General features: G+C 61.3%; 5 protein-coding genes. 3 read left to right on the forward strand and 2 right to left on the reverse strand.

Annotation, left to right across the window (positions count from 1 at the left end; all coding sequences use genetic code 11):
* Positions 1-1,008 (forward strand): hypothetical protein (locus OXH56_08735; GenBank protein ID MCY3555394.1); only part of this gene is annotated, 1,008 nt, incomplete at its 5' end.
* 65 nt (positions 1,009-1,073) lie between these two features.
* Here the strand turns inward: OXH56_08735 and OXH56_08740 are convergent.
* Both OXH56_08740 and OXH56_08745 read right to left on the reverse strand, forming a co-directional pair.
* Positions 1,074-2,081 (reverse strand): potassium channel protein, encoded by a 1,008-nt coding sequence (locus tag OXH56_08740; GenBank protein MCY3555395.1) that lies wholly within the window; start codon positions 2,079-2,081, stop codon positions 1,074-1,076.
* 22 nt (positions 2,082-2,103) lie between these two features.
* Positions 2,104-4,032 carry a hypothetical protein gene (locus OXH56_08745; protein MCY3555396.1) on the reverse strand — a complete coding sequence of 643 codons (1,929 nt, stop codon included), beginning with the start codon at positions 4,030-4,032 and terminating at the stop codon, positions 2,104-2,106.
* A 331-nt stretch (positions 4,033-4,363) separates the two neighbouring features.
* Between OXH56_08745 and OXH56_08750 the strand changes: the two genes are divergently transcribed.
* On the forward strand, positions 4,364-5,293 hold the full coding sequence (locus OXH56_08750) for a phytanoyl-CoA dioxygenase family protein (GenBank protein MCY3555397.1): 930 nt from the start codon (positions 4,364-4,366) through the stop codon (positions 5,291-5,293).
* Positions 5,294-5,776: 483 nt separating this feature from the next.
* Positions 5,777-6,067, forward strand: a complete 291-nt coding sequence (locus tag OXH56_08755; protein ID MCY3555398.1) for a helix-turn-helix domain-containing protein — start codon at positions 5,777-5,779, stop codon at positions 6,065-6,067.
* Positions 6,068-6,215 lie beyond the last annotated feature (148 nt).

Below are 6,215 nucleotides of genomic sequence, written 5' to 3' on the forward strand. Positions count from 1 at the left end.
CCCCAGGGCGACGCCCTGGGGGTGTTCAAGGCCTCGGAGGGGATGTCCTACTACCGGTCCTCCCTGGAAGACATCGCGGCCCTCGGCGCATCCCACCTTTCCGTCCCCGTGTTCATCCTGCAGGATTCCGTGGATTCCGTCACCCATTTCACCCGCCCGTCGGACGGCGCCACCGGGGAACAGCACGAAAGCGTGATCCGGGAAGTCATCGATTTCGCCCACCGGATGGGGTTGAAGGTCATGCTGACGCCCATCGTCAACCTGGACCGCCCCGGCGAGAGGGAATGGCGCGGTACCATATCCCCGGACGATTGGGAGGCATGGTTTGAAAGTTACCGCGGAATGATCCGCCATTACGCCCGGCTGGCCGCGGAAATGGACGTCGAGTATCTGAGCGTGGGGACCGAGCTCGTATCGGCCGAAAGGTTCACCGGTCAATGGAGGGAGACCATCGCCGAGGTGCGCCGTATCTTCCCGGGGCAACTGACCTATTCCGCGAACTGGGACCGGTATGACCGGGTCGCTTTCTGGGACGACCTCGACTTCGCGGGGATATCGGCTTACTACGAACTGTCGGAATCCGAGGATCCCACCGTGGAAGAACTGGTTTCCGCCTGGCGACCGGTGAAGGAGGACCTGCTGCGATGGCAGGCCCGATGGAACAAACTCCTTTTATTCACCGAGATCGGTTACATGAGCCAGTCCGGGGTCGCCGGCCATCCCTGGAACTACGTGTCGGAGAATCCCCTCGACCTGGAGGCGCAGCGGCGTTGTTACCAGGCCCTGCGGCTGGCCTGGGAAGGGGAAGAGCGGTTTGCCGGCCTGTACCTATGGATCTGGGAACCGGACAAGCGGGGTGGGAAAGACCGGGGATACAATTTCGCGGGCAAGCCCGCGGAAGAGGTCGTTCGCGACTGGTACCACAGCGTGCCGGACAACGCCAACGTCCTCGACTACGCCGTCAACGGCATGGAGCGGTTTCTACGGTCCCTGAGGCAGGGGTTGTGAGGAAACCGGCGCGCCGACCTGGCGTGCGGTACTGTTCTGGAGTGCCGACCTGGCCGGGCTGGCCGCTATGGCACGGCTGATGGATCGGCGGTCCTGCGCAGGTTCTTCAGGTTGTATCGTTTTCCCATGACGATCAGGATGTCTCCAGACGCCAGCGTCCGGTCGCTTCCCGGGTTGAACAGGACGTTTCCGCCGGACCCCTGGACGGCGATGACGATGACGTCATGGTTCGATCCGATGGCTCCTTCCCCAACGGATGATCCCGCGAGCCCCGATCCAGGCCCGATCTCGATCTGGTCGAGTTCCAGGTCGAGCTTGTCCGCCATGGACGCCAGCTCCATGAAGTCGGCCACGGCCGGCTTGAGCAGCATCTGCGCCATCTGCCGGGAACCCGTGATGACCGGCGAGACCACCTTGTCCGCACCGGCGCGGGTCAGCCTGGGGATCACGGATTCCTCGTTGGCCCGGGCCACGATATGTATGTCCTGGTTCAGGTCCCGCGCCGTCAGGGTGATGTACAGGTTCTCCGGATCGGACGACACGGCGCACACGATGCCCCTCGCCCGTTCGATACCCGCCGACTTCAACACTTCTTCCTTCGTGGCGTCACCCTTCAGTAAGCGAAAACCGTCCGATTCGAAGGGCTCTGCCCGGTCTTCGGTCTCGATGAGCACGCAGTCCAGGCCACGGTCAGTGATTTCCTGTCCGATTCTTCGGCCGACGCGGCCCGCGCCGCAGACGATGTAGTGGTCCTTCAGTTCCTGGATTTCATCCATGAGGCGTCTCTTCCCCATTGAGGAGACGATTTCGAGCGATACGACCGACTGTACGGCGACGGACAGCGCGTAGCCCAGCGTCCCGACGCCCACGACGATCAACAGCGTGCCGAAGTAGCGGCCGTTTTCGGTGAAGCCGGCCGGTTCGGTATATCCGATGGTCGTGATGGTGATCAGCGTGAAGTAGAAGCTTTCGAACCAGGTCCATTCCGTCAGCAGCTTGTATCCCAGGGTTCCGAATCCCAGGATGACCACGATGGCGAGAGAAGCCCCTATGAGCTTGTTCTTGGGATTCATGTCTCCGGACCGCCTGGATCGTCTAGACGGACGCCGGTACCGCGTGACCACCGTAGCCGAGGGTTTCCACGTCCTGGTGCAGGCGTTCCAGCACACGGGACCTGACCTCTTCGAACAGTTCCCTGGTCAGGAAATGCACGGCGGGCAGGTCGCCCTTGGCCTGACCGATGAAAACATCGGCCGGCATGTCGTATTCGTCCGGGGTGATCCCCTGTTTCTGCTCGAGGGCGAAACCCAGGATGTGGGCCCGGTAGGTGGCGTCCAGCACCCGCTCGGCCGAGAAAGGCACCCCGAAAACGGCCTCTATGCCCTCGCTGACCTGGTCCGGCGGGGCCATGGTGAACAGGCATCCCCCATGCAGGTCCTTGTTCACCATCTTCCAGCCTTCCTCGGTGATGTTGTGGACCCAGTAATCGGCGGAATCGGGCTTGCAGTCCGGGTCCATCACGTACAGCAGGAAGGTACGCATGGACATGTGGCCGCCGGCCACGGCGAAGGGATAGCCCGGATTGGTCTGTCCCAGGTAGGCGGAGAACTCGACCCCCTTGGCGTGCATGGCGAAGGCCTTGCCGCCGATCTCTTCGGCAATCGCCTGGACGCCCTTGCCGAAGAGGGGTTCGCGTCCGTAGGCGATATCCTCCTTGAGCCGGCGGGCGCCCTCCGCGTCGCCGAAGGTGACGCCGCCCGCGACGGTGCCGTTGCCCCGGGCATTGTAATCCATCAGGAAGGAGATCACGACGTTGGCCGAGATGGTATCGAACCCCAGGTCGTCGTCCAGCCGGGCGAGCTCCAGGTTGTCGTGGGGATCCAGGATGCCCAGGTTGGCGCCGGATAGTTCCATGGGTTCGAACTCGAATCGGCCCAGGTACTCTCCATGGTTCCTTCGGGCCCTACGCCAGTCGGGATCCTTGCCGCCTTCCGGGACGTCGTAGAAGTCCTGGTGGCAGGTAATCTGGCAGCCGTAGCAACTCTTGTCGATGACGATGAAATCGTCCGATTCCCGCATGGTCTCCAGGTGCACCGGGACGGCCACGTTCTCGCCGGGCGGCTCGAAGTTTCGGTAGGGCAGCACCCCGTAACTGTCGAGTATCTTGCTGTTCTTGCCCGTTCCGCCCAGTCCGTTCCGGTTGTTGGGATGTCGGTATCCCCGGCTCTGCTCGCCCCGTCCGATCTCGTTGTTGATGGCCTTGAGCCGGTCGTCGCCCTTGCGGTAGAAGTCGTTCTCCGCCCTGGCCACGATGCCGAGGATGTTCTTGGAACCGACCACGGACCCCATGCCGAGCCGGCCCGCGAACCGCCACTTGTCCTCTCCGCTCATCAGCTGTTCCTGGGTCGACCCCACCACGGCGGCGTACCAAACCGTCTCCCAGTGCTCGCCGGCCGGCCCAATGACGGCGAAATGGGCATGGTAGTTCTTGTCGCCATCGTTGTAGTGCTCGTCCAGATAGACCATCTTGTCCCGGACCCGTGCGCCGACCAGGTGCGCAGGGGCCTCGACCAGGGAGATATCGGGGCCCTCGTCGGTCTGCCTGATCACCAGGAAGCTGGGAACGTCGGCACGTCCGGTGAGGATCAGGTCGCCGATGCCGGTATAGGAGAACTTGCGGCCGAAACTCCCGCTCATGGCCGACCATACGGGCATGGGCATGCCGGCTCGGGTGCGCTTCAGGGGAGAATAGCCGGAGAAATACGCCCGCAGACCGGTCATGAACTGCGTGCCGGTGAAGCAGCCCGTATTGATGACCAGCGGGACGTCCGGCGCAAAGGGATCGCTCACGTCGTAACCCGAAAGGATCTTGAAGGACCGGCCGATGCCGCCCAGGAAGTCCATGTCGTCCTGGACGCGGTGGTCCTCGACGCTGACTTCGCGACCTTCGGCCAGGTCGTATTCGATACGGGTATAGCTATAATCGGTCACGTCTCCCGGCGTGCCGTTTGCAGGTTTCAGCACGATATCCCCCTCGCTGTTGGGCTGGAATCTCTTGTCATCTGAATCTGTTTGGATTTCAAACGAGACCGCGACGGATTACCCCGCGGCTTCGTTCGAACAGGACCGCGCCGCTTACGCCGCGCGGGTACGTAGATTAGGTTTGGGATAATATAAAGGAATGCGCGTACGAAAACAGCAATAATCCCTTAGAGGTGAAGTGAGCGGTGAAATATCCCCTGCTGGGCAATGGACGGTTGACAAAACCCCCGCGTTTCATTAAGAATAACGCCGGGAACATCTCCATTTCGCGCTCGAATTCACCGCCCTGAACCGAATGTCGCCGAGGCCAGCCATGACCATGACCGACCTTTCCCAGCAGACCGAACCCGCGATCGAAGTCCCCCGGATCGTGGACGATGAGCAGATCAAGTTCTACGTGGACAACGGCTATCTCGTCGTGCCCGACCTGATGACCGGCGAGGAACTGCAGGAACTGAAGGACGACCTGGTGGACGTGGCGCGGGGGAAGTATCCCTGCCGGGGACTCGATCCGCCGAAGACCGACGACACCGACGAGGACGTGCTGCAGCGCATCCTGTGCATACACCAGCCGCACTTCGTCAGCCAGGTGATCGAGAAGTACGTGCGCCATCCGAAGATCTGCGGCGTGCTGAGCCAGATTACCGCGGCCCACCTGCCCTACTGGGACGGTAGTGTCAAGTGCATGCAGTCCATGTACTTCATCAAACCGCCCCGGTTCCAGGGCCAGGCCTGGCACCAGGACGAGATCTTCATCCCCACGCGGGACCGGTCCCTGATCGGTGCATGGATCGCCGTGGATGACGCCACCATCGAAAACGGGTGCCTGTACGTCATCCCCGGTTCCCATCGCAACGGCTACCTGTACCCCCAGCGGGCTCACGAGAACCCCGACGAGTTCGACTTTGCCCCCGAGAGTCATGGCTTCGACGAGTCCGTGGAAGTGCCTGTCGAAGTCCGCGCCGGGGCCCTGGTCTTCTTCAACGGCTATCTCCTGCACCGGTCCTACAAGAACCGGAGCGACCAGCCCCGCCGCGTGCTGGTGAACCACTACTGCAACGCATGGAGCCTCCTGCCCTGGGGCATACAGGAAGGCGAACGCCCCGCCACGGCCGACCGGCGCGCCATCGTCCCGGTCTCCGGCACAGACCCCTATGCCTGGAAGGGCTTCGAACCCACAAAGGACGAGATCTGGATCCGCAACTGCAAGGCGGCGGATGAGATGAAGGAGGAGGCGCACTAGGCGCCATCTCCTGGACCCCGTAGACTCGACAGTGCGGTCCAGCGGTTTCGTTCTCGATTACATCCCGACTACAACTCCACGCAGACACTCATAAAAAGCTTGATAGATATGCGGCAGTGCCGCATATTGTACAATGAAGATAATCACTACCCGGACCTACGAGCGGGCTATTCGTAGGTTGCTTTCGGAGCACAGCCGACGGGATATGGAGGTTGCTATTGCAGCCGACCCTGATGGAGCGCCGGTTGTACCGGGAACCGGAGGAATCCGTAAGTTTCGTTGGACCGTACCTGGACGTGGCAAGCGGGGTGGAGTTCGGACGATATATTTCTACCATACAGGGAAAGAAGTCATCTATATACTAACAGCATATGCAAAGTCCGCCCGTGAAGACCTGACTATGGCAGATAAGAAGGTGCTTGTAAAACTAGTTGCAGAGATCAAGAAGATTGGGAGTATCAATTGACTGCGAAACGAACCTCATTGGGTCGAGATATCGAAACAGCGCTGGGGGAGGTACTCTCTCAAGTACGTGGCGAGATTGAGCTTCCATCCAGAATCGTTGATGACCCGTCTGCTGATCGCGTTCGGATGCTTCGTACCCGCATGAAACTGAGTCGGGCGAAATTCGCTGATCGATTCGGTCTCGACGCACGTGCGTTACAGGATTGGGAACAAGGCCGTCGCGTTCCAGACCGCGCAGCCCGCGTTCTACTGACCGTTATCGATCGAGATCCGGAAGCCGTTGTGCGTGCGCTGGCGTCTGATCCATGATAAGCAGGATGGTTTAAGGCTCTGTTTGTACTTACGTGCCGCATAAAGAACAGATTCTAGTCAAGATCTGTTGATCCCCTCGCTCCGGTGTTTCCTGGGGGGGGGGGGGGGGGGGGGGGGGGGGGGGGGGGGGGGGGGGGGGGGGGGG

It is taken from the genome of Gemmatimonadota bacterium (genome assembly GCA_026702745.1).
Classification (GTDB): Bacteria; JAAXHH01; JAAXHH01; order JAAXHH01; family JAAXHH01; genus JAAXHH01.

Excerpts from the sequence above, each read along its gene's own strand:
- OXH56_08750 (MCY3555397.1), top strand. The coding sequence starts at position 4,364 with ATGACCATGACCGACCTTTCCCAGCAGACCGAACCCGCGATCGAAGTC.
- OXH56_08740 (MCY3555395.1), bottom strand. The coding sequence starts at position 2,081 with ATGAATCCCAAGAACAAGCTCATAGGGGCTTCTCTCGCCATCGTGGTC.